Here is a 19957-nt window from a genome sequence, read left to right on the forward strand (position 1 = left end):
ATGACGGAGTGCTGAGCAGACTGGGCTTCCCGAGCGTGGGCGAACACCGACGCTTCGTCACCGCCATCGGTGTCGACGCGATCGGCAGCGGCGTGTTCATGCCGGTGACCCTGCTCTACTTCCTCGTCGCCACTCCGATGGGTCTGGTGGAGATCGGCGCCGCGATCTCGATCGCCTCACTCGTCTCGATCCCGGTCGGGCCGCTCGTGGGCAGTGTCGTCGACCGGGTCGGCTCGACGCGGGTCCTCCAGGTCGCCAACCTGCTCCAGGGCGCCGGCTTCGTCGCCTACCTCTTCGTGGACGGCTTCACGGGCGTGCTGGTGGCGACGGTCGCGGTGAGCGCCGGCCGGACCGCCTTCTGGGGCTCCTTCGGCGCCACCGTCGCGATCATCTCGCCGCCGGGGGAGCGGGAGCTGTGGTTCGGCTTCCTGGGCGCGCTGCGCAACGTCGGCTTCGCCCTGGGTGGGCTGCTCGCCGGGCTGGCGATCACTGTCGGCTCACCGGAGGCGTACGCCGCGGTGGTGGTGCTGAACGCGGTCTCGTACGCGCTGGCGTTCTGGCTCATGCTCTCGGTCCCCAACCGGGTCCCGGCCAGACTCGCCCCGGTCGAGGAGCCGGGCTCCTGGCTGAGCGTCCTGCGCGACGGCCCCTACCGGATCCTGGTGCTGACCCAGGCGTCGTTCTCGCTGTCGATGATGGCGCTCAACTTCGCGATGCCGGTCTACATCACCACGACGCTCGGGCTGCCGGGCTGGGTGGCCGGCGCGCTGTTCACGGTCAACACCGTGCTGGTCGGGTTCGGCCAGGGGCTGGTGGTCCGCTCGCTCACCGGCACCGTGCGCCGCCAGGTGCTGCTGTGGGCCAACGTCGCGTTCGCCGCGTCGTACCTGGTGCTGTACGGCGCCTCCGCGGCGTCGTTGGCCGTGGGTGTCGTGGTCGTCCTGGGCGCCGGAGCGGTCTACACGCTCGGTGAGCTGCTCGGAGGGCCGGTGCTGTCGGCGCTGGCGGCGGAGGCCGCCCCGGAGCACCTGCGGGGCCGGTACCTCTCCTACCACCAGCTCGCGTGGACGGTCACGGGCGCGATCGCGCCGGTCGGGTTCGCCTGGCTGCTGGTGCAGGGGCCGGCCGCCACCTGGCTGGGCCTGGTCGGGCTCACCGCGGTCGGGGCGGCGCTCACGGTCCGGCTGGGTGCCCGGATGCCGCTGGCACGGGCCCGGATCACGAACGGCGCGGTCGGGGACCCCCTGCCGATCGCGGACGAGGCCGGACTCTGAGGCTGCCGGATCACCGCCCGGCATGGCAGGGTAGGCACGCTGGATCGATCCAACGACCCCTCGAGGAGAACCACCATGCGCGTCGGAGTGCTCACAGGCGGCGGCGACTGCCCCGGACTGAACGCCGTGATCCGGGCGGTGGTCCGCAAGGGCGTCAGCGTCCACGGATTCGAGTTCGTGGGCTACCGCGACGGGTGGAAGGGTCCGCTGGAGGGCCTGACGATGGAGCTCGGCATCGAGCAGTGCCGCGGGATCCTGCCGCGCGGCGGCACCATCCTGGGCTCCTCGCGGACCAACCCGTTCACCGTCGACGGCGGCGTCGAACAGATCAAGGACAACCTGGCCCGCGACGGCGTCGACGCCCTGGTCGCGATCGGTGGCGAGGACACGCTCGGCGTCGCCACCAAGCTGGCCGACCTCGGGGTCAACGTGGTCGGGGTGCCCAAGACCATCGACAACGACCTGTCCGGCACCGACTACACCTTCGGGTTCGACACCGCGGTGAACATCGCCACCGAGGCCATCGACCGGCTGCACACCACCGCCGAGTCCCACCACCGGGTGCTGGTGGTCGAGGTCATGGGTCGGCACGCCGGCTGGATCGCCCTGCACTCCGGCCTGGCCGGCGGTGCCAACATCGTGCTGATCCCCGAGCAGCCCTTCGACATCGACGAGGTCTGCGCGCTGGTCGAGGCCCGCTTCGAGAGCCAGTACTCACCGATCATCGTGGTCTCCGAGGGCGCCGTCCCCAAGTCCGGCACGGAGGAGCTGACCTCGGGCGAGCTCGACGCGTTCGGCCACGTCCGGCTCGGCGGCATCGGCGACCGGCTGGCCCGGCAGATCGAGGAGCGCACCGGCAAGGAGGCCCGCAGCGTCGTCCTGGGCCACATCCAGCGCGGCGGCACCCCGACCGCGTTCGACCGGTGGCTGGCGACCCGGCTCGGCCTGCAGGCGGCCGACGCCGTCGCCGAGGGCGACTTCGGCACGATGATGGCGCTGCACGGCACCACGGTCACCCGGATCCCGCTCCTCGAGGGCACCGGGGAGCTGAAGCTGGTCAGCCCCGAGGAGTACGCCGAGGCGCAGGTCTTCTTCGGCTGAGCGGGGTCCCGGACCGACTGGTGGACCGGGCCGGACCTGGTCCGGCCCGGGGGCGGTCACCCCGTAGAGTGGTCGGGTGATTCCCGACCTCGCAGCGCTGCACGCCCGCGGCGCCGCCCAGCAGCCGTCGTACCCCGATCCCGCCGCCGTGGACAGGGCCGTCGCCCGGCTGCGCACCGCGCCTCCGCTGGTCTTCGCCGGTGAGTGCGACGACCTGACCGAGAAGATCGCGGCGGTCACCCGGGGGGAGGCGTTCCTGCTCCAGGGCGGCGACTGCGCGGAGACGTTCGCCGGGGTCACCGCGGACAACGTCCGCAACAAGCTGCGGGTCCTGCTGCAGATGGCCGTGGTGCTGACCTACGCCGCCTCGGTGCCGGTGGTCAAGGTCGGTCGGCTGGCCGGCCAGTACGCCAAGCCGCGCTCGTCCGACGACGAGACCCGGGACGGCGTGACCCTGCCGGCCTACCGCGGCGACGCCGTCAACGGCTTCGAGTTCACCCCCGAGACCCGGACCCCCGACCCGCAGCGGCTGGTCGACGTCTACCACTCCTCGGCCGCGACCCTGAACCTCGTGCGCGCCTTCGTCACCGGCGGGTACGCCGACCTGCGCCAGGTGCACACCTGGAACACCGACTTCGTGCGCAGCTCGCCGATCGGCCAGCGCTACGAGCAGCTGGCCGGCGAGATCGAGCGGGCGCTGACGTTCATGGAGGCGATCGGCGCCGACCCCGACGAGTTCCACCGGGTCGACTTCCACTCCAGCCACGAGGCGCTGGTGCTGGAGTACGAGCACGCGCTGACCCGGATCGACTCCCGCACCGGGTCGCCGTACGACGTCTCCGGCCACTTCGTGTGGATCGGCGAGCGGACCCGTCAGCTCGACGGCGCCCACGTCGAGCTCCTGCGGCACATCAAGAACCCGATCGGCGTGAAGCTCGGACCCACCACGACGCCCGACGACGCGCTCGCCCTGGCCTCGCGGCTGAACCCGGAGAACACCCCCGGGCGGCTGACGTTCATCACCCGGTTCGGTGCCGGGCGGATCCGCGACGGGCTGCCGGAGCTGGTCGAGAAGGTCACCGCGGCCGGGGTACAGGTGGCGTGGGTCTGCGACCCCATGCACGGCAACACCTTCGAGGCGTCCTCCGGCTACAAGACCCGGCGCTTCGACGACGTCATCGAGGAGGTGCAGGGCTTCTTCGACGTGCACCACGCGCTCGGCACCTGGCCGGGCGGCATCCACGTGGAGCTCACCGGCGACGACGTCACCGAGTGCGTCGGCGGTGGCGAGGAGCTGGCCGAGATCGACCTCGGCAACCGCTACGAGTCGGTGTGCGACCCGCGGCTGAACCGGGTGCAGTCCCTCGAGCTGGCGTTCCTCGTGGCCGCCATGCTGCGTCGCGCCTGACCCGACTCGCTAGGTTGGGCCGGTGAGCCTCATCGACCTGCGCAGCGACACCCTGACCCGCCCGACCGCGTCGATGAGGGCGGCGATGGCCTCGGCGGACGTCGGCGACGACGTCTACGGCGAGGACCCGACCGTCCGCGAGCTCGAGGAGCGGCTGGCCGGACTGTTCGGGCACGAGGCGGCGCTGTTCACCCCGACCGGATCGATGGCGAACGTGCTCGCGGTCCGCACCGTGGCCGGGGTCGGCCAGGAGGTCCTGTGCGAGGCGCGGGCGCACATCGCGCGGGCCGAGCTGGGTGCGCACGCGGCGTACACCGGGATCACGATGCGCACCTGGCGGCACCCCCGCGGCGGCGTCGACCTCGACGCGGTGCGCGAGATGTTCGCCCCCGACATGGGGCCGTTCTTCGTGCCGACGGCCGCGATCTCGGTCGAGAACACGCACAACTTCGCCGGGGGGACGCTGCTGCCGCTCGACGAGCTGACCGCCCTGCGGGAGTACGCCGACTCCGTCGGGGCCGCGGTCCACCTCGACGGCGCCCGGATCTGGAACGCGCACGTGGCGACGGGGACCCCGCTCGCCGACTACGGCTCGATCGCCGACGTGATGGCGGTCTGCCTCTCCAAGGGGCTGGGGGCCCCGGTGGGGTCGGCGGTGATCGGCAGTGCCGACGCCATCGCCGAGTCCCGGGTCTGGCGCAAGCGCATGGGCGGCGGCATGCGGCAGGTGGGCATCCTGGCGGCGGCCGGTCTGCACGCGCTCGACCACCACGTCGAGCGGCTGGCCGACGACCACGAGCACGCCCGGCTGCTGGCGCGGGCCTGCGGCGTCGACCCGGCGACTGTGCAGACCAACATCGTGGTCGTGGAGCGACCCGACGCCGCCGAGCTGGTGGCCGCCGCCCGGGACCGGGGTGTCCTGGTCGCCACGGTCGGGCCGACCACGCTCCGCCTGGTCACCCACCTCGACGTCGACCGGGCCGCGGTCGACCGCGCGGCCGACGTGCTGGCCGGGCTGCTCGGCTGACCGGCTACTGCGGGGGCCGGCCGTAGGGGGAGCCCTGCCCGGGCGCCGCCGACGGGCGGTAGCCGGGCGGAGGCGTCGGCCCGGCGGACCTGGCCGGTGTCGGCGCGCCGGTCGGCGTCGCGGACGGCCCGGACTGCCCGGACTCCCCGGACGGCCCCGACGCCCCGGACCCGGTGCCAGGTGCTCGCACCCGTCGAGCCAGCTCCACGCTCCGGCGGAGGACCACGCGGGCGTCGACGTGCCCGCCGAGCAGGAGCAGGGCCACCGCCACGAGCGCGGAGAGCAGGACGTAGAAGACCGTCGTCTGGAGGCCCTCCACCCCGCCGAACGAGGAGAACGACCGCTCGCGGCCGTCGCCGGCCAGCTCGCCTCCGGTGTGCAGGTTGGCGAAGCGGATCAGGAACGGCAGGACGACCAGCAGCAGGCCGAGGTGGACCAGCACGTCCCGGCGCACCCAGCGCCGCTCCGACGAGCTGCGCGCCACGACGTAGGTCGCGGCCGCGGCGGTGGCGAGCACCAGCAGCGGCGCCAGCCAGAACAGCCCTCCGTGGTCGGCCGCGAAGTCGCCGAGGCGGGCGAAGCTCACCTCCTCCTCGCCGTCGATCGAGCTCTCGGTGCCCACCGGCGCCAGGGACCCGAGGGCCAGCACCCGGAGCCCGAGCGCGGGCAGCACCGCGAAGAGCCCGATCACGTGCGGCAGGTCACGGGTCGAGTCGACGCCGGCGAGGATCGCGACGACGTAGAACACCCCGCACAGCATCAGGCTCGCGAGCAGCACCACGATCCCGCGCAGGGGTGCCCGCAGCCACCCGTGCAGCACGTAGGCCACGGGGGAGGTCCACTCCCGCCGGAAGGCCAGGGTGGCGATCGCGAGCACGGTGAAGAGGACGAGGAAGCCCAGGATCAGGGCGCCGGCGATCGAGCTGACCGTGGGACCGTTCTGCACCACCAGTCCGGTGGTCGCGAGCGACTCGCCGTCGCTCCCGCGGTAGCCGCGGATGTCCGGCCTCGCGACCCGCACCAGCAGGGCGAGGAGCGTCAGCAGCACCGAGAGGACCAGGCCGGCGCGAGCGGCGTCGGCCAGGGCGGACCGGATGCTCGTGACGCCGGCGGTGGCGCGACGGAACACCGCCACGGCGACGCCCAGCGCCAGCACCGTGGCCAGCAGCGGATACTGCCCGATCGTGAAGGTGCCGTTGCCGCCCCTGTCCTGGACCAGGTCGGCGCCGAAGGTGGCTGTGGTGAGCACGCCGGTCAGGCCGATCGCGCTGGAGCCGTCGAGGTCGGTGGCGCCGGTCAGGGCGACGACCGTGGCCAGCACGAGGGCCACGCCGAACGCCGCACCGGCGGTGGCGAGGGCGCCCGGCCAGTTGCCCCGCGGCGCCCGGGACCGGTCCACTCGCGGCGCCTGCGGGTCGGCGAAGGGCACGATGGGAGGCGGGCCGGGCCGGTCGGGCCGGTAGGCCGGGCGGGACGGCTCCTCGGCGGGACGGGACGGCTCCTCGGCGGGACGGACTGCCGGGAACTGGGCGGTCGGCGGCACCTCCTCGGCGGGCTGCCGGGTCGGCTCCTGGGTCGGCTCCCGGGCGGGCTCCTGGACGGGCTGTTGGGCGGGGATCTGCACGGTCGGTCCGTCCGGCGCGGGCACGGCGGCGCCGCAGGCTCCGCAGAAGCGCTGGTCCTCGGTGGTCGGCGCACCGCACTGCGGGCACTGGCTCATGGGAAGACCCTCCGATCCTGGGCTGGTGACACCGTCACCCTAGTGAGGTGTCCGGGTCAGGACGAAGCCCGGAGCAGGACCTCGCTGATCGCGGTGACGTTCTTGCGCAGGGGCCCGGTCCCGGGCGGGCTCACCGTGAGGATCCGCAGGCCGACACTGCGGGTGCGGACGCCCTCCACCGCGACGGTCTGCAGGTCGGTGCCCATGCGCAGGTCCTGGGTCACCGTGCTGCCGTCGTCGAAGATCCACTGCACGCGGGTGATCCGCCGGTTGAGGGGATACCAGTCGACGGTCCGGCCGCGGGCCGAGTCGGACTTCGCGTAGCCGTTGATCAGCCCCACCTCGCGGATCACCGCCGGCTCGGGGAGCGTGAACGTGAGCGGCTTGCCGGAGGCGTCCCCTGCGGTGCGGAACGCGGTGGCGGGGTCGCCGTCGACCATGTTGGCCAGGGCGTACCCCACCCTCCGACCGGCGAGGTCGCGCCCCGGGGGGAGCGGCCGCGGACCGCTCACCCGCGCCGTGCCCGACACGTCGTCGGCCCGCGGCGGCTCCGAGGGCGATGGGTCCGGTCCGTCGCTGCCTCCCGGGTCCTCGGCCCCGGTCGCCGCGACCGGGGTCTCGTCGTCGTCGGAGGTCAGCCAGACCCCGGTCGCGACCGCGGTGAGCAGGGCCAGGACGAGGGCGCCCAGCCAGAGGACCGGACGGCGGGCGGTCCGGGACTCCCCGGCCGCGGGTGGCGGTGCCCAGTCGGCGGGCTCGACCACCTCGTCGGCGAAGAGCGGGTAGCGGGACGTCGAGCCGGGGTCGGCCGCCGGGGGAGCGCCGGCCGACGTCGCGGGGGACGCACCGGGCACCGGGGCCCCGCAGCGGGTGCAGAACCGACCGGTCCGGCCGGTCCCCAGACGGGCACCGCAGCTCGCGCAGAAGTTCATCCGGCTCCCTCCGATCGCCGGCCAGCGTATGCGAACCGGCCGGGTCGGGCGAACCCGCGCGGGTCAGGATCCGGATCGGCGGCCGGTGGCGAGATCGCCGGCGCCGACCCGGCCGACCGCGCCGGGCAGGCGGCGTACCGCCTGGGCGAGTGCCCTCAGGTCCGAGCCGAGCAGCGCCTGCGGCCCGTCGCAGAGAGCGGTCTCCGGGTCGGGGTGGACGTCGACGATGACCCCGTCGGCGCCGACCGCGATGGCGGCCCGGGAGAGCGGCACCACGAGATCCTTGCGTCCGGCCGCGTGCGAGGGGTCGACGATGATCGGGAGGTGGCTGGTCGCCTGGACCACGGGGATCGCGGAGATGTCCAGGGTGTTGCGGGTGGCCGGCTCGAAGGTGCGGATGCCGCGCTCGCAGAGCACGACGTCGAGGTTGCCGCGCTGGGCGATGTACTCGGCGGCCATCAGCCACTCCTCGATGGTGGCGGTCATCCCGCGCTTGAGGAGCACCGGCTTGCCGCAGCCGCCGACCGCCTGGAGCAGGCCGAAGTTGGCCATGTTGCGGGTGCCGATCTGCAGCATGTCGGCGTGCTCGGCGACCACGTCCACGTCGCGGGCGTCCACGATCTCGGTCACGACCGGCATGCCGGTCGCCTCCCGGACCCCGGCCAGGATCTCCAGCCCGGCCACCCCGAGGCCCTGGAACGCGTACGGCGAGGTGCGCGGCTTGAAGGCACCGCCACGCAGGATCGTGGCTCCTGCGGACTGCGCCATCCGCGCTGCCTCGAAGGTCTGGTCGGCGGTCTCCACCGCGCACGGACCGGCGATGAAGGTGAAGGCGTCCGGGCCGACCGGCACCTGGCCGCCCGGGGGTCCGACCCACACGGTGGAGCGCTCGCTGTGGTGCTGGCGGCTGACCAGCTTGTAGGGGTCGGAGATCCGGTGCACGTCGGCGACGCCGCGCAGCGTGCGCAGGTTCAGGTGGTGGAAGGACTCGATGTCACCGACCAGGCCGATGATCGTGCGGACCACGCCCTTGGACACGAACGCCTCACCACCGACGCCCTCGACCCGCTCCACGACGTGGGCGACGTCCTCATCGGTGGCGTCGGGGGACATCACGACGACCATGCCGTCGAGGCTAGTGCAGCGCGGCGGCCCGAGCCGGTGCGGACCAGGATGCGGTCGTGCGGTCAGACCGCGATGTGGGTGACCTCGGCCTCGATCCGGCGTCGGGGGAGGAGCTCCACGATGAGCATCGCCGCCAGCACCATCAGGCCGCCGGAGACCAGTCTCGTGGTCAGGTCCTCGCCGCCGGCGAGCACCGCGAAGAACGCGGCGAACACCGGCTCCATGCTCATGATGATCGCGGTCCGCGTGGGTGGGAGGTGGGCCTGGGCCCAGGTCTGACCGGCCATCGCGAGGGCGGCGGCGAAGACCGCCATGTAGAGGATGCTGGCCCAGTCCCGCCCGTTGTCGGGCAGCTCGATCCCGTTCGGCACCGCGCCCACGAAGCACACGACCGAGATCACCCCCAGCTGCACGATCGACATGCCCATGGCCTCACCGGGTGTGGACCAGGCGCCGAGGCCCACGATGTGCAGCGCGTAGACCAGGGCGGCCACGAGCGTGAGCGACTCGCCGTACCCGAACACCACCCCGGCCGGCTGGAGGGTGAGCACGCCGATCCCGGCCAGGGCCAGCGCCACGGCCAGCCAGGTCAGGCCGCCGATCCGGGTCCGCAGCAGCACCGCCGCCAGGATCGGCGTCAGCACGACGTACAGCCCGGTGATGAAGCCCGACACCGAGGCGGCGGTGTGGGCCAGACCGATCGTCTGCAGCACCTGGGCGCCGGCGTAGAGGCAGCCGAGCACGGTCGCCTGCCGCCACGACTCGGGCGAGAGCCGGCCGACCGCGCGGGGGAACATCAGGAACAGCGCGACGGTGGCGATCGGGAACCGGACCGCGAGGAAGTCCAGGGCGCTGATCCGGTCGGTGAGGTCCTTGATCAGGAAGAACGTGCTGCCCCAGGTGGCGGTCATCGCCAGCAGTGCCAGCGTGGCCAGCAGGGTGAGGTGCCGCTCCCTCACGAGCCGGCCGCCCGCAACCTGCGCAGCAGCTCCAGGTCGGCGTTCCCCGGCTCCCGGGACCCCGGCGTCTCGAGGACGAAGGGGACCCCGGCGGTGGCCGGGTGTGCCAGCAGCTCGGTGAAGGCGGCGGTGCCGATGTGGCCGGCGCCGAGGTTCTGGTGCCGGTCCTTGAACGCCCCGCGCACGTCCATCGAGTCGTTGGCGTGGACCAGCCGCAGCCGGTCGGCGCCGCCCACCTCGACCACCCGGTCGACGGTCGCGGTGGTGCCGCCCGGCTCGTCCAGTGGCGCCCCGGCCGCGAAGACGTGGCAGGTGTCGAGGCAGATCCCGGCCCGGGGGTGGAAGTCGAGCGCCGCGAGGTACGGCGCGAGGTCGTCGACGCCGGCGCACAGCGAGCGGCCCTGTCCTGCGGTGGGCTCCAGCAGGAGCCAGGGCGCGTCCTCGCCCTCACCTCGGCTCGCGCCCTCGAGCGTCTCGAGCAGGGGGAGCAGGCCGTCGCGGACCTGACGCATCGCCGCGGCGTACCGCTCCTCGCACTCCCGGGCGTCTGAGGCGGTGTCCACGAACGAGCCCGTGTGCACGACCAGCCCCTCGGCGCCGATCTCCGCGGCCCGCCTGAGGTTGTGGGCGACGGTGGCCACGGACCGCTCGTACGTCGCCGGCGTGGGGCTGCCGAGGTTGACCAGGTACGGCGCGTGCACGAAGACCCGGAACCCCGCGGACTCCGCCCGGAACCGCTCGTCCTGGCGCGGGTCGCCGGCCGAGAGGGCCCATCCACGCGGGTTGCCGACGAAGACCTGGAACGTCTCGCAGCCCAGCTCGCGCGCCGAGGCGAGCGCACCCGTGACCAGGCCCTTGCCCACCGTCACGTGGGTGCCGAGCGGGTTGCGCAGGGCAGGGTCGGACCAGGCAGGAGCGGGCATGCCGCGCACGCTATCGAATCAGATGACGGTCAGCGTGACCGTGCTCCCCTTCGGCACCTCGCTGCCCTGGCCGGGCGAGACCCGGACCACCCAGCCGAGCCCGATGTAGTCCGGGTGCTTCTCCACCTGCGGGACCAGACCGGCGCCACGGATCTCACGCTCGGCGGACTCGGTGCCGCTGCCGACCACCCGCGGCACCTCCACCAGCTGGGGGCCGAGCGAGACCACCAGGCTGACCGTCCGGCCCTTGAAGAGCTGGCCCGAGGAGGGGGTCTGCGAGACCACGCGACCGGCCGGGACGTCGTCGTCGTAGGCCTCGCTCGTGTCCACCCGCAGACCCTTGCCGCTGAGGGACTCCTCGGCGCGGTCGGCGTCCTTGCCGGTCCAGTCGACGACCTTGATCGGCGGAGGGCCCTTGCTCAGGATCACGTTGACGGTGCCGCCCCGCTTGAGCGCCTTCCCGGCCTTGGGGTCGCTCTTGATCGCGCGCCCCTCCGGGATCGTCGGGTGGAAGCGGCCGATCGAGCGTCCGAAGTCGAGGTTGGCGTCCTGGATGGCGGCCTGGGCGGCGTCCTCGTCGAGGCTGCGCACGCGAGGCACGTCGTAGCGCTCCAGCCCCAGCGACAGCGTCGCGGTGACCGTGCCGCCGTCGAGCACCCGGTCGCCGGCGTCGGGGTCGGTGCTGATCACCGACCCCGCCGGCACGCTCTCGGAGTACACCTCGTCGCCGACCGCGAACTCCAGCCCCGCGCTCTCGACCTTCGCCTGCGCCTGGGCCGAGGTGAGCTCGATGACGCCGGGCGCGGTGGTGTAGCGGGCGACGCCGAACCACCAGGCCCCGCCTCCGGTGAGGGCGGCGACGAGCAGGGCGACGAGCAGGAGCACCGGTCCCCGGCGACGGCGCGGCCGGTACGCCGCGGCGGCGGGCTCGCCGACCGGCGGGGGAGGGACCCGCCAGCCCGGGGGGTCCCCGGCGGCGTCGAAGGGGTGGATCGCGCTGGTGTCCTCGGGCTCGACCAGCGGGTCCGAGGCGGTGTCCTCGGGAGGTCCGGCCGGCCCCCGTCCGGGGTCGAGGCTCGGGCTGAGACTGAGTCCGAGATCGGGGCCGGTGCCCGCCGGGGGGAGCGCCGCGGCCAGCGACACCGGAGGCGCCAGGTCCGCGACCAGCTCGGCGTCCTCGCGCACCCCCTCGGCCAGCGCGTGCCGGACCCGGTGCACCTGGTGCAGCAGCACCGCGGCGTCGGCGGGGCGGTGGCCGCGGTCGCGGGCGGTGGCGCGGGCGACCAGCGCGTCGACGTACCCCGGGACGTCCGGGACCAGCGAGGAGGGGGCCGGGGTGTCTTCGTGCACGTGCTTGTAGGCGACCTGGATCGGCGACTCGCCCTCGTGCGGCTTGCGGCCGGTCAGGAGCTCGAAGAGCACCACGCCCGCGGCGTACACGTCGGCCCGGGCGTCGGCGCGCCCGTCCACGACCAGCTCGGGGGCCAGGTAGGAGACGGTGCCGATCAGCACCCCTCCGGTGGCGGTGTGCTGGGTGTCGGCGCTGACCGCCTTGGCCAGCCCGAAGTCGGCGACCTTGACCCGACCGTCGTCGGCGATGAGCACGTTCTCGGGCTTGATGTCGCGGTGGATCAGTCCCGAGCCGTGCGCGGCACGCAGGGCCGAGAGCACCGGCTCGATCAGCGCCAGCGCCTTCGCCGGCGGCATCGGGGCCTCGTGGCGGATGACGTCGCGCAGGGTGTGGCCGGGCACGTACTCCATCGCGAGGTAGACGACGCCGTCCTCCTCGCCCTGGTCGTAGACCCCCACCACGTGCGGGTGCGAGAGCCGGGCGGCGTGCCGCGCCTCGCGGACGAACCGGGCCGCGAAGTCGCCGTCGTCCCCCATGCCGGGGTGCATCACCTTGACCGCGACCGGTCGGTCGAGCCTGGTGTCGGTGGCCTCGTAGACACTGGCCATGCCGCCGCGTGCGATGCGGGGGCCGATCCGGTAGCGGCGGTCCAGCAGACGCCCGATCAACGGGTCATGGGTGTCCCGTACGGTCGTCTGTTCCACTGGTCGGCCTCCGTGCGCGGCGGGCTGGGGAAGGTCTCCGCCCCCGCCATCGTACGGAACCTCGCTCCCGGGGCGGTCCCGACGCCCCGCCCGGCGTGGCGGCGGTGTCCTCCCCGGGCCGGTGGGGCGCCTGGGACGGGCGGCTCGGGCTGGCGGCTCGGGCGGCCGGCTCAGGCGGGCGGGCGGCCCTGCACCAGGCGGCCCTTGATGGCCAGCACGTTGTCGACGTAGGCCCGGGTCTCGGCGTAGAGCCCGTGCTCACGCACCGCGCCCAGCCCCTGGTAGTAGGCGCCGATCTTGTTCCGCGGGCCGCTGGTCGAGTCGCGCAGCACCCGGATCAGGAGGATGCCGGCCAGGACGTTGTCCCGGGTCGTGCGCAGGTCCAGAGGGCGGCCGGCGTAGAGCGACATCCAGGTCCCGGTGGTGGGCAGCACCTGCATCGCGCCGATCGCGTTGGCGCTCGAGACGTGGTGCATCTGCCAGCCCGACTCCTGCCAGGAGACCGCCAGCGCCAGCTGCGGGTCGATGCCGTGGCTGCGGGCGGTGCGGACGACGACCCGGCGCACGTGCGCGCGGGTGGGGTGACCGGAGGCGGTACGCCGCGGGGGCCGGGCCTGCTTGCGGGCCTGCTTCGGTGCCGTCCTCTGGGCGCGCACCTGGGGAGCGGCCCGGTCCCGGCGGGCCGCGGCGCGGACCACCGGGATCTCGATCCGGTCGCCGACCCGGAGCAGCGCCGCGCTGCCGAGGTGGTTGTGGGAGACCAGCTCGGCGGTCCAGGCGTGGAAGCGCACCGCCAGCCCGGTGGCGGTGTCGCCGGGCTGCACCGTGTGCTGGACGATCTTGCGTCCCGGCGGCAGCGAGCCGTGGTCGGCCGCGGCCGGGCCGGTGCCGGCGGTGGTCGCGAGGACGGCGCCGGCCACACCGGCGACGGCGAGTCTCAGGAGGCGGCGGGGGCGGGGAGGTGTGGGGCTCATGACGAGGTCGTCCCTTCGTCGGCCGCACCGCGCCCGGGTCCCGAGCGGGCCCTGGAGGTGGCACGAGGCGGCGCTCGACGGTAACCCCTGTTGCGTGTGTGACTCAAGGGGCTGACGAGCATTCTGGGGTTGGTGTGGTTTCGCTCCGGGCCGGTCCGGTGCGAGAGTGGGACCATGAACGACGCCTCCGCCTCCACCGATCAGATGGGCCGGGCCGAGTCCCCGGGCCCCGACCTCGGCGCCCTCATCGCCGACTGGCTGGACTGGTCCGAGACGGCGACCGCGCTCGGCGTCAGTGTGAACAAGGTGCGCACGATGATCCGCGACCACCAGCTCGCGGCCGCCGTGCCGAGCCCGGGCGCCGGCCAGCGGGTGCCGGCCGACCTGGTCCAGGACGGCGAGGTCGTCAAGGGCCTGCCCGGGCTCCTGACCGTGCTCCACGACGGCGGCTGGGACGACCGGGAGTGCCTGGAGTGGATCTTCACCGACCTGGACCTGCCCGGCCGGCCGATCGACGCGCTGCGCGAGAACCGCGGCTCCGAGGTCAAGCGGCGCGCCCAGGCGCTGTCGCTCTGAGGGACGGGTGGGGGCCGTGCACCTGACCAGCACCCAGCGCCGGGTCCTCTCGGTCCTCACCGCACTGGTCGCGGTCGCCCTGTGGTGGTGGACCCAGCACGGCGCCGAGTCCGACCCCGCCGCCGACCGGCCCGCGTCGGCCCCCTCCTCGGCACCCGCCTCGACGCCCTCCTCCCCGACGCCGGCCCCGGAGACCACGCCCCCGTTCCCGCTGGCACCGCCCGACACCGACCCGGTCAGCGGGCTGCCGCTGGTGTCGGTCACCGCCCTGCCGGCGGAGGCGTCGCGGACGCTCTCGCTCATCGACGCCGGCGGGCCGTTCCCCTACGACCGGGACGGCCTGGTGTTCTTCAACCGCGAGGGGATCCTGCCGCCGCGCGACTCGGGGTACTACCGCGAGTACACCGTCCCCACGCCCGGGGCGAGCGACCGTGGTGCGCGCCGGATCGTGGCCGGACGGTCCACGGAGTTCTACTGGACGGCCGACCACTACGCCTCGTTCGTGCGGATCGCCCGATGAGCGGCCTGGCCTCCGTCCTCGCCGGGCGGCACGCTCCGGGTGTCTACCGCTGGCACGGCAACTTCGACGCGGCCGACGTCCGGCACGCCGTCGAGCACGCCGGCTGGGCCTACGGCCACCTCGACGGCTGGGAGATCGAGCACAAGGCCGAGTTCCTCGCCGCCGTCGGTGAGGCGCTGTCCTTCCCCGACTACTACGGACAGAACCTCGACGCGCTCGCCGACTGCCTCGCCGACCTGCCCGCGACCGTGCTCCTGTGGGACGGCTGGTCGGCGTTCGCCCGCGCCGAGCCGGTGACCTTCCACGCCGGCCTCGACGTGCTGGCCCAGCGCGCCCGCGATGAGCCGAGCACGCCCTTCGTCGTGCTCCTGCGCGGCGAGGGCCCGGACCTGCCGGCCGTGCCGCTGCTGGAGTAGCGCCTACACCGTGCGCTGGGTGGCGGCGCCGGCGAGCTCGCGCAGGGCCTCCCGGGCGTCGTCGGTGATGCGGGCCGCGTCGAGCGCGTCCAGGGCCAGCCGGGACAGCTCGTCGATGACCGCCTCGACCTGGTCCCGCGCGCCGGAGTCGACGATCACCCCGCGCAGCGCCTCGACCTGCTCCGAGGTGAGTGGCCGACCCAGCGAGGAGTCGAGCAGTCGGGCCGGCGCCGCCTCGGCGCCGTCGAGGGCGAGGGCGACCAGGACCGTCCGCTTGCCCTCGACCAGGTCGTCGCCGGCCGGCTTCCCGGTGACCTCGGGGTCGCCGAAGACGCCGAGCTGGTCGTCGCGGAGCTGGAAGGCCTCGCCGAGCGGGAGACCCACGGCGGACAGGGCGGCGAGCTGGTCGGCCCCGGCGCCGGCCAGCGCAGCCCCCACGTGGAGCGGGCGCTCGACCGAGTACTTCGCCGACTTGTAGCGCAGCACCGTCATCGCGTCCTCGACGTCGGCCCGCCCGCGCGCCTGCACGGACACGTCGAGGAACTGACCGGTCACCACCTCGGAGCGGCAGAGGTCGAAGACCTCCATCGCGGGACCGATCCGGTCCCAGCCGAACCCCGAGCGGCGCAGCAGCTCGTCGGCCCAGGTCAGCAGCAGGTCGCCGAGGAGGATCGCGGCCGCGGCGCCGTACTGCTCCGAATCGCCCTGCCAGCCGGCCTCGCGGTGCGCGGCCTCGAACGCGCGGTGCGTGGCCGGGCGCCCGCGGCGGGTGTCGGAGGCGTCCATGAAGTCGTCGTGGACCAGTGCGCTGGCGTGCAGCAGCTCGAGGGCCGCGCAGGCGCGCAGCAGCGCCGGCTCCTCCTCCGGGCCGGGCTCGGCGACCGACCGGAAGCCCCAGTAGCAGAACGCCGCGCGGAACCTCTTGCCCCCGGACACCGAGCTCCGGGCCGCCTCGACGAGTCGCGCCGCGTCCGACCCGAGCGGGGCCAGCCGGGTGGACTGCTCGACCAGGAAGTCGTCGAGCGTGGCCTGGATGCCGTCCCGGAAGGCGGAGGCGTCGAAGGAGGTGGGCACGGGCCCGAGGTTAGTCACCGCTCCGTGGAACGCGGACGGCCGGGCACCACCGCGTCCCTAGACTCGCGGCATGGACCACACGGATCGACGGGGGACCCAGCGGGGGACCGAGCGCGGGATCGGCCGGCTGATCCGGGAGGGTGAGCGCTCGTTCTCGTTCGAGTTCATGCCGCCGAAGGACCCGGCCGGCGAGGAGCAGCTCTGGCAGGCGATCCGCGAGCTCGAGCCCTACCGGCCGACGTTCGTCTCCGTGACCTACGGCGCGGGCGGCAGCACCCGGGACACCACCGCCCGGATCACCGGGCGGATCGCGCGGGAGACGTCGTTGGTGCCGATGGCGCACCTGACCTGCGTGGGCCACACCCGGGCGGAGCTCGAAGGGATCCTGGACTCCTACGCCGCCGCCGGGATCGGCAACGTGCTGGCGCTGCGCGGCGACCCGCAGGACGGTCCGCGGGCCGACTGGCTGCCGACCCCGGGCGGCTTCACCTACGCGTGCGAGCTGGTGGAGCTCGCCGCCGGGCGCTTCTCCGTGGGGGTCGCGGCGTTCTCCGAGGGGCACCCGGCCGCCGAGTCGCTGGAGAGCGACGTGCGGGTGCTGCTGGACAAGCAGCGGGCCGGCGCCGAGTTCGCGATCACCGACATGGTCTTCCGCTCCTCCGACTACCTGGGCCTGGTCGAGCGGGCCGGCCGGGCGGGGGTCGAGATCCCGATCCTGCCCGGCATCATGCCGATCCTGAACCTCGGGCAGGTGCGCCGGATGGCCGAGCTGTCCGGGCGCGACGTGCCCCCCGACGTGGTCGCCCGGGTCGCCGCCCACGAGGGTGACCCGGCCGCGGTGCGGGCCGAGGGCATCGCGATGGCGGCCGAGCTGTGCGAGGCGCTGCTGGACGGCGGCGCCCCGGGGCTGCACTTCTACACGCTCAACAGGTCCCGGGCCACCCGCGAGATCTTCGCCGCCCTCCGCATCTCCGCCTGACCGAGCAAACGGGTCGGCGGGACGATCAGGCGGGGCCGATCGCCTGAGCGACCAGGGCGGCGCTGAGGCCGACGTAGGGCAGCCCCGGGCCGAACGCGGTGTAGGCCCCCGCGGCGTACACGTTGGGCACCGGCGTCCGGGTGCCGATCCGCTCCTTCAGCGTGGCCCGACCCTGCCAGAGCGCTCCGTGCGGGGACTGGCCCCACTCCTGCACGAGCGCCCGGGGTGAGCGGTCGACCCGGACCTCGATCCGGGTCCGGACGTCCAGCCCGGCCCGGGCCAGTGCGACCACGACGTCCTCGGCCAGCTTGCCCCGACCGTGGACCGTCCACGCATGTCCGCCCTCCGGGGCCTGCCCGCCGGTCCGGACCACCAGCATCGGGTCCCCGTGCAGGACGGTCTCCGGGGCCAGGTCCGGGACGTCGCCGCTGAGCCCCAGGTGGCAGACCACCGGCGGGATCGCCGGCATCGTGCGTCGCGCGTACGCCGCGAGCGCGGGCAGGGCGCGCGGGTCGATCGCACAGACGACGTGGTCGGCCGCGACCTCACCCTGGGTCGTCGCCACGGCGACCGCACGACCCGCGCGCAGCTCGATGTCGGTCACGCCGGTTCCGGTGTGGACGGTGACGCCGCGGGTGGCCATCCGGCCGGCGAGCACCGTCGCCACCCGGCCCATGCCGCCCATCTCGCCCGGGACCGTCCAGGCGCCGAAGTTCTGCTCGAGGTAGGCCTGCATGCCCAGCCACACGGGGACGTTGCGCGGGTCGTGGCCGTCGGCGACGAACGGGTGCGCCGCGACCAGGCGCAGGCGCTCGTCCCGGAAGGTCCTCCTCAGACGCCGGCCGAGCGTCTCCCTCGTGAAGACCCGGGCGGTGACGGCGGGATCGGCCAGCTCCCGCTCCCAGGGCCGCTCGAGGACCTCCCGGCGCAGCACCTCCCAGTCGTCGGCGAAGGAGGCGACGTGGTCGCACCACTGCTGGCCCAGGCCCGGTGCCAGCTCGTCGAAGGCGCGGAGCTGGGCGGCACGGGAGCCACCCGGGAGCCGGACCCGGGTGTCGTCCTCGAACCAGTGCTCGCGGACGGTCTCCTGCGGCACCAGGTCCAGCTCCCGCTCCAGCGGTCGGCCGGTCTTGCGGAACAGGTCGCGCAGCACCGCCGGCAGCAGCGTGTGGGTGGGGCCGGTGTCCCAGGTGAAGCCGTCGGCGCTGATCGAGCCGAGCGCGCCGCCCAGCTCCTCGCGGCGCTCCACGAGGGTCACCTCGTGGCCCTGCTTGGCCAGGCGCGCGGCCGAGGCCAGACCGCCGAAGCCGCCACCGACCACCACCACCCGCGCCATGCGCCGAACCCTAGCCCCGAGTCCTGGCCCCGAGTCCTGGCCCTGAATCCTGGCCCCGGACCGGCCCGCTCGGGCCGGCCGAGGCGGGACGCGGTCACGGATCGACCGCAGGGCGCCGGTCAGCGGGTGCCGACGCTCCCGCGGACGACCCGGTCGAGGGTCGCGGCGTCTCGGGCGACCACCGCGGTGCCGTCGTCGAGGGTGATGATCGGCCGCTGGATCAGCACCGGGTTCTGCGCGAGCGCGGCCACCCAGTCGGCGCGGTGCGCCTCGTCGCGGGGCAGTGCCCGCAGCCCGAGCTGCTTCGCGGCCGGCTCGGTCATCCGGGCGAGGTCCCACGGCTCGAGCCCGAGCCGGGCCAGCACGCTCTCGAGCTCGGCGGTCGTCGGCGGCTGCTCGAGGTAGCGGCGGGTCGTGTAGCCGGCGTCGACCTCGTCGAGCGCGGCCACCGCGGTGCGGCACTTCGAGCAGGCGGGGTTGATCCAGAGCTCCACCTCACTCCACCTCCAGCTCGGTGGCGCCGGTCATCGCGACCAGCTCGTCGTACGTCGTGCTGAACACCGCCGCGGGGTGGCCGGCGGCGGCCCAGACGACCTCGTGCCGACGCAGCCAGGGATCGATGTACGTCGGGACCGGCGCCGGGTGGGCGAAGGGGGAGACCCCGCCGATCACCTGACCGGTGTGCCGGCGGACGAAGTCCTTGTCGGCGCGGACCAGCGGGCCGGTGACCCCGGCGACCCGGGCCAGGTCGACCCGGTGCGCACCGGAGGTGAGCAGGAGGACGGGGGAGTCGTCGGAGTCGAAGAGCAGGCTGTTCGCGATCGCGCCGACCTCGCAGCCCAGCGCCTCGGCGGCCAGCGCCGCGGTGTGCACGGAGTCCGGGAGGACGACGATCTCGCCGGTGCCTCCGCGGCGGTCCAGCTCGGCGCGGAAGGTCGTGATGGAGGGGTGCTCGGCGGGCATGCCGCGAGATTAGCGGGCGAGGTGGGCGGGGGATTGACGCGGTGTCGGAGGGCGGGTGTACCTTGGGGTTGTTCGAACACGTGTTCGAACAACCCGGTGGGGACGACCTCGACCCCCGTCCCCGCCGGGACCCCGGCATCACGCGTCGCCGGGTGTCGCCAGCGTCATCGAGGGGTCGGACAGCGGGGTCGAGGTCGGGTCAGTGAGAGCTCTGGGGAAGGAGCGAACGGATGCGCCGGTACGACGACCCCGTGGAGGTACGCCGGGGGATGGTGGGCCAGCAGGAGGGTCCCGAGCAGTTCCTGTGGCGGGGCAGGTTGTGGAAGGTGCGCGACCTGCTCGCGCACTGGGTGGAGACCGGGCCGTGGTGGGCCTCGGCGGGTGCGCTCGCCACGGTCGGGAGCGGGGCCGGCGGTGAAGTCGGCAGCGGGGCCGGCAGCGGGGACGGCAGCGGGATCGGGGGCGGCGACCTGCTCGACGAGCGGGAGCTGTGGCGGGTCGAGGCCGGGACCGGCCCCGGCGGCGGCGGGGTCTTCGACCTCTCCTTCTCCTGGACCGACGGCAGCTGGCAGCTCGTCGGCTGCCAGGACTGAGG

Annotated in this window: 20 protein-coding genes; 9 read left to right on the plus strand and 11 right to left on the minus strand. The window is 74.2% G+C overall.

Annotated elements, in window-relative coordinates; translation table 11 throughout:
- Positions 1-8 precede the first annotated feature (8 nt).
- From IE331_RS06045 to IE331_RS06060, 4 genes are all read left to right on the plus strand, one after another.
- Positions 9-1274: an MFS transporter gene (locus tag IE331_RS06045; RefSeq protein WP_201931177.1), complete on the plus strand. Its 1266-nt coding sequence runs from the start codon at positions 9-11 to the stop codon at positions 1272-1274.
- Between the two features lie 75 nt (positions 1275-1349).
- On the plus strand, positions 1350-2375 hold the full coding sequence (locus IE331_RS06050) for a 6-phosphofructokinase (protein WP_192141420.1): 1026 nt from the start codon (positions 1350-1352) through the stop codon (positions 2373-2375).
- A gap of 76 nt (positions 2376-2451) precedes the next feature.
- The gene (locus IE331_RS06055; protein ID WP_192141422.1) at positions 2452-3783 is read left to right on the plus strand and encodes a class II 3-deoxy-7-phosphoheptulonate synthase; all 1332 of its coding nucleotides are present in this window, start codon (positions 2452-2454) and stop codon (positions 3781-3783) included.
- A gap of 22 nt (positions 3784-3805) precedes the next feature.
- On the plus strand, positions 3806-4810 hold the full coding sequence (locus tag IE331_RS06060) for a threonine aldolase family protein (protein WP_201931184.1): 1005 nt from the start codon (positions 3806-3808) through the stop codon (positions 4808-4810).
- Positions 4811-4814: 4 nt separating this feature from the next.
- On the opposite strand, the gene IE331_RS06065 is transcribed toward IE331_RS06060, so the two are convergent.
- The 7 genes from IE331_RS06065 to IE331_RS06095 all read right to left on the minus strand — a co-directional run bounded on the left by IE331_RS06065 (position 4815) and on the right by IE331_RS06095 (position 13498).
- Positions 4815-6530, minus strand: a complete 1716-nt coding sequence (locus IE331_RS06065; RefSeq protein WP_192141424.1) for a zinc ribbon domain-containing protein — start codon at positions 6528-6530, stop codon at positions 4815-4817.
- A 56-nt stretch (positions 6531-6586) separates the two neighbouring features.
- Positions 6587-7462: an NADase-type glycan-binding domain-containing protein gene (locus IE331_RS06070; RefSeq protein WP_192141426.1), complete on the minus strand. Its 876-nt coding sequence runs from the start codon at positions 7460-7462 to the stop codon at positions 6587-6589.
- Positions 7463-7525: 63 nt separating this feature from the next.
- Positions 7526-8587, minus strand: coding sequence for a 3-deoxy-7-phosphoheptulonate synthase (aroF, locus tag IE331_RS06075; protein WP_192141428.1), 1062 nt, complete (start codon positions 8585-8587; stop codon positions 7526-7528).
- A gap of 62 nt (positions 8588-8649) precedes the next feature.
- Positions 8650-9546 (minus strand): DMT family transporter, encoded by an 897-nt coding sequence (locus IE331_RS06080; RefSeq protein WP_318646771.1) that lies wholly within the window; start codon positions 9544-9546, stop codon positions 8650-8652.
- On the minus strand, positions 9543-10469 hold the full coding sequence (locus tag IE331_RS06085) for a deoxyribonuclease IV (protein ID WP_192141430.1): 927 nt from the start codon (positions 10467-10469) through the stop codon (positions 9543-9545). The genes IE331_RS06080 and IE331_RS06085 overlap by 4 nt, the downstream gene beginning before the upstream one ends.
- An 18-nt stretch (positions 10470-10487) precedes the next feature.
- The gene (locus IE331_RS06090; protein WP_201931191.1) at positions 10488-12524 is read right to left on the minus strand and encodes a Stk1 family PASTA domain-containing Ser/Thr kinase; all 2037 of its coding nucleotides are present in this window, start codon (positions 12522-12524) and stop codon (positions 10488-10490) included.
- Positions 12525-12694: 170 nt separating this feature from the next.
- On the minus strand, positions 12695-13498 hold the full coding sequence (locus IE331_RS06095; protein WP_192141432.1) for a lytic transglycosylase: 804 nt from the start codon (positions 13496-13498) through the stop codon (positions 12695-12697).
- A gap of 174 nt (positions 13499-13672) precedes the next feature.
- Here IE331_RS06095 and IE331_RS06100 point away from each other — a divergent pair, with 174 nt between their 5' ends.
- The 3 genes from IE331_RS06100 to IE331_RS06110 are packed head-to-tail and all read left to right on the plus strand — an operon-like array spanning position 13673 to position 15010.
- Positions 13673-14074: an Rv2175c family DNA-binding protein gene (locus IE331_RS06100; RefSeq protein ID WP_201931194.1), complete on the plus strand. Its 402-nt coding sequence runs from the start codon at positions 13673-13675 to the stop codon at positions 14072-14074.
- Positions 14075-14090: 16 nt separating this feature from the next.
- Complete coding sequence (locus tag IE331_RS06105) at positions 14091-14594, plus strand: ribonuclease domain-containing protein (protein WP_318646772.1); 504 nt, start codon at positions 14091-14093, stop codon at positions 14592-14594.
- On the plus strand, positions 14591-15010 hold the full coding sequence (locus tag IE331_RS06110) for a barstar family protein (protein WP_192141434.1): 420 nt from the start codon (positions 14591-14593) through the stop codon (positions 15008-15010). Before IE331_RS06105 ends, IE331_RS06110 begins: the two co-directional genes overlap by 4 nt.
- A 3-nt stretch (positions 15011-15013) precedes the next feature.
- On the opposite strand, the gene IE331_RS06115 is transcribed toward IE331_RS06110, so the two are convergent.
- Positions 15014-16084, minus strand: a complete 1071-nt coding sequence (locus tag IE331_RS06115) for a polyprenyl synthetase family protein (protein WP_192141436.1) — start codon at positions 16082-16084, stop codon at positions 15014-15016.
- Positions 16085-16154: 70 nt separating this feature from the next.
- Here IE331_RS06115 and metF point away from each other — a divergent pair, with 70 nt between their 5' ends.
- Positions 16155-17063, plus strand: a complete 909-nt coding sequence (gene metF / locus IE331_RS06120) for a methylenetetrahydrofolate reductase [NAD(P)H] (RefSeq protein WP_192141438.1) — start codon at positions 16155-16157, stop codon at positions 17061-17063.
- Positions 17064-17088: 25 nt separating this feature from the next.
- On the opposite strand, the gene IE331_RS06125 is transcribed toward metF, so the two are convergent.
- From IE331_RS06125 to IE331_RS06135, 3 genes are all read right to left on the minus strand, one after another.
- Positions 17089-18399, minus strand: a complete 1311-nt coding sequence (locus IE331_RS06125; protein ID WP_192141440.1) for a phytoene desaturase family protein — start codon at positions 18397-18399, stop codon at positions 17089-17091.
- A 119-nt stretch (positions 18400-18518) separates the two neighbouring features.
- A complete protein-coding gene (locus tag IE331_RS06130) occupies positions 18519-18893 on the minus strand; it encodes an ArsC/Spx/MgsR family protein (RefSeq protein ID WP_192141442.1) in 375 nt (124 codons plus the stop codon).
- 1 nt (position 18894) lies between these two features.
- Positions 18895-19362, minus strand: coding sequence for a YbaK/EbsC family protein (locus IE331_RS06135; protein WP_192141444.1), 468 nt, complete (start codon positions 19360-19362; stop codon positions 18895-18897).
- A 230-nt stretch (positions 19363-19592) separates the two neighbouring features.
- On the opposite strand from IE331_RS06135, the gene IE331_RS06140 reads away from it, so the two are divergent.
- A complete protein-coding gene (locus tag IE331_RS06140) occupies positions 19593-19955 on the plus strand; it encodes a DUF6504 family protein (protein WP_192141446.1) in 363 nt (120 codons plus the stop codon).
- The last annotated feature ends 2 nt before the right edge of the window (positions 19956-19957 follow it).

Origin of the sequence: Nocardioides donggukensis (assembly GCF_014842875.1) — a bacterium.
Lineage (GTDB): Bacteria > Actinomycetota > Actinomycetes > Propionibacteriales > Nocardioidaceae > Nocardioides > Nocardioides donggukensis.